Annotated in this window: 3 protein-coding genes; 2 read left to right on the top strand and 1 reads right to left on the bottom strand. The window is 70.5% G+C overall.

The genetic code is table 11. From position 1 onward, the window contains the following. Positions 1 to 54: 54 nt before the first annotated feature. A complete protein-coding gene (locus ABTZ89_RS37830) occupies positions 55 to 1,101 on the bottom strand; it encodes an LLM class F420-dependent oxidoreductase (protein WP_270948962.1) in 1,047 nt (348 codons plus the stop codon). A gap of 247 nt (positions 1,102 to 1,348) precedes the next feature. Here ABTZ89_RS37830 and ABTZ89_RS37835 point away from each other — a divergent pair, with 247 nt between their 5' ends. Together ABTZ89_RS37835 and ABTZ89_RS37840 are read left to right on the top strand one after the other, a co-directional pair. Further along, a complete protein-coding gene (locus ABTZ89_RS37835) occupies positions 1,349 to 2,311 on the top strand; it encodes a Ppx/GppA phosphatase family protein (protein WP_351054106.1) in 963 nt (320 codons plus the stop codon). Between the two features lie 80 nt (positions 2,312 to 2,391). Further along, positions 2,392 to 2,650 (top strand): phage holin family protein (locus ABTZ89_RS37840; RefSeq protein WP_351054109.1); only part of this gene is annotated, 259 nt, incomplete at its 3' end.

Raw genomic sequence — 2,650 nt, forward strand, 5'->3', positions numbered from 1 at the left:
GTGGGTGCTCAGCCGTGCTGGAGCACTGCTGCGCACCCACGCCGAACCTGGTGATCAGATGTCGGTGGCGAGCTGCTTGACCCGCTCGATGAGCTTGGCCTTCTCCGGGCCGTCGCCGGCGAGGGGCGTGACGTTGAGGGTGGTCACGCCGGACTCCTTCAGAGCCGCCAGGCGTTCCTTGACGTGGCTCTCCGGGCCGACCAGGGCGGTCTTCTCCAGGAGGTCCTGCGGCACCGCCGCGGCCGCCTCCTCCTTGCGCCCGCTGAGGTAGAGGTCCTGGATCAGCTCCGCCTCGGCCTCGTAGCCGTAGCGGCGGGCGAGGTTGTTGTAGAAGTTCTTGCCCTTCGCGCCCATGCCGCCGATGTAGAGCGCGAGGACCGGTCGGACGAATTCCAGCAGGTCCGCCACGTCCTCGCCGATGGCCAGCGGGGCCTGGGCGACCACGTCGAGCGGCGGCAGCGATGCGTCGCGCTTGGCCTTGCCCGCGGCCAGCGGCTCGCCCCAGACCTCGCCCGCCTTCTCCGGCAGGTAGAAGATCGGTTCCCAGCCCTCGGCGATCTCGGCGACCAGCTCGACGTTCTTCGGCCCGATCGCGGCGATCATGATCGGGATCCGCTCGCGCACCGGGTGGTTGATCAGCTTCAGCGGCTTGCCCAGCCCGGTGCCCTGCTCGGCGGGCAAGGGGATGTTGTAGTGCTTGCCGCTGTGCTCCACCTTCTCCCGGCGCCACACCTGGCGGCAGATCTCCACGATCTCGCGGGTCCGGCCCAGCGGAGCGTGGTACGGCACGCCGTGGAAGCCCTCGATGACCTGCGGCCCGGACGCGCCGATGCCCAGCGTGAAGCGGCCGTCGGAGACGAAGTCCATGCCCGCCGCGGTCATCGCGGTCAGGCTGGGCGTGCGGGTGTAGATCTGGAGGATGCCGGAGGCGATCTCCAGGCGTTCGGTGCGAGCGGCGATGAAGCCCATCTGGCTGACCGCGTCGTACGAGTAGGCCTCCGGGACGTAGACGATGTCCAGCCCGGCCTTCTCGTAGGTGGCCAGGTCGTCGACGGTTTCCTTGAAGCCCCCGCTGTAGTTCAGCGGCATCCCGATGCGCATCGGCCGTCCCTTCCGGTTTGCGGCAGCGGCGATGTCCAGTCGGCCACGCCGCCGAGGTTGTCCCGAGGTTACCGCCGAGTACGGTCCGGCGGGAATCGCCCGGAACCGGCTCGACTGTGATCGAGATCTCAGGAAAAGGTCGATTTGACGGGTTTTCCCGTCGTTCGGGCCCCGACAATGGGAGCATGCCGTCCCTCGAAACCGCCACAGCGCCGAACCGGGCGCGTGGTGCGCGGGTGGGCCGGGCATGAAACTTGCTCTGCTGGACATCGGATCCACCGCTGCGCGCCTGGAGATCGTCGACCTCGACCGCTCCCGGATCCCGCGCGCGGACTGGAGCGTGAAGGCCCGCACCCGCCTTGCCGAACGCACGGGCACCGACGGCGTGGTCGACGAGCGCGGCGTGGAGCACGCCGTGCGAGCGGTGCAGCACTGCGTGCGCGCCGCGGCGGACCAGCGACCGGACGCGCTGGTCGCGTTCGGCACGTCGGCGGTGCGCGATGCGGCCAACGGCACGCGACTGCGCGAGGAGCTCAGCGACGCCGCCGGGGTCCGGATCGGCGTGCTCAGCCCCCGCGACGAAGCTGCGGTCACCTACCACGCGGCCCGGCGCTGGCACGCGCGTTGCGGTACACCCATGACCGCCGTGGACATCGGCGGCGGCACGATCGACGTGTCCACCGGGGTGGACCTCGAACCCGACGAGGTGGTCTCGCTCCCCATCGGCGCGGTCCGGCTGACCAGGCAGTACCTGCCGGACGACCCGCCGCGCCCAGAACAGGTCGACGAGCTGGTCGAGGCCGTGCGCCGCACCATCCCGCGCTCGCTGCGCGGGTTCGCCGAGCGGGACCTGGGGCATCCGGTGGCGCTGTCGAAGGTGCTGCGGCAGCTGGCGGTGCTCACCGAGAGCTCGCCGGGCAAGCTCGCCCGCCACCCCGACCGCCTCTCGCGCGCCAAGCTGCGCCCCTGGATCCCCCGGCTGGCCGAGCTCGACCAGTCCCAGCGCGCGGCGCTGCCCGGCGTTTCGCGCAGCCGCGCCCGCCGCATCCTGGCCGGGGCGATCGTGGCGGACCTCATCCTGAGCGCGATCGGCGTGGACGAGCTGGAGATCTGCCCCTGGGGCCTGCGGGAAGGCCTGGTCTTCCGGTTCGCCGAGGCCCACGGCGACAGCGGCGACGTCCGAGGGCTGATGACGACGCTGTTCCGCTGACCTCGGCGGCGGCGGGAGATCCCGGAATGCCGGTAGCGTCGGTTTCGTTCATGACCGGAATTCGCCTAGGGGGACCCGCCGTGGCAGTCGTGCTGCAGCTCCTGATCACCATGGTGGCGGTGTGGATCACCACCGCACTGCCGGGAATCGACCTGGCGGGGGAGGACACCACCGCGAAGGTGCTCACCCTGCTCGCGGTGTCGGTGATCTTCGGCATGGTCAACGTGGTGCTCAAGCCCATCGTATCGAAGGCGGCATGTCCTGAAACCAGTGGTCGGTCGCACCGACGGTCTCCGCATCGGACACGAGAACGAACGACCGCGCACCGCCGGCCTTCGG

This window comes from Saccharopolyspora sp. NPDC002686 (genome assembly GCF_040295745.1).
GTDB classification, from domain to species: Bacteria; Actinomycetota; Actinomycetes; order Mycobacteriales; family Pseudonocardiaceae; genus Saccharopolyspora; species Saccharopolyspora oryzae.

Coding starts and splice junctions, on each gene's coding strand:
- ABTZ89_RS37830 (WP_270948962.1), bottom strand. CDS start 1,101: ATGCGCATCGGGATGCCGCTGAACTACAGCGGGGGCTTCAAGGAAACC.
- ABTZ89_RS37835 (WP_351054106.1), top strand. CDS start 1,349: ATGAAACTTGCTCTGCTGGACATCGGATCCACCGCTGCGCGCCTGGAG.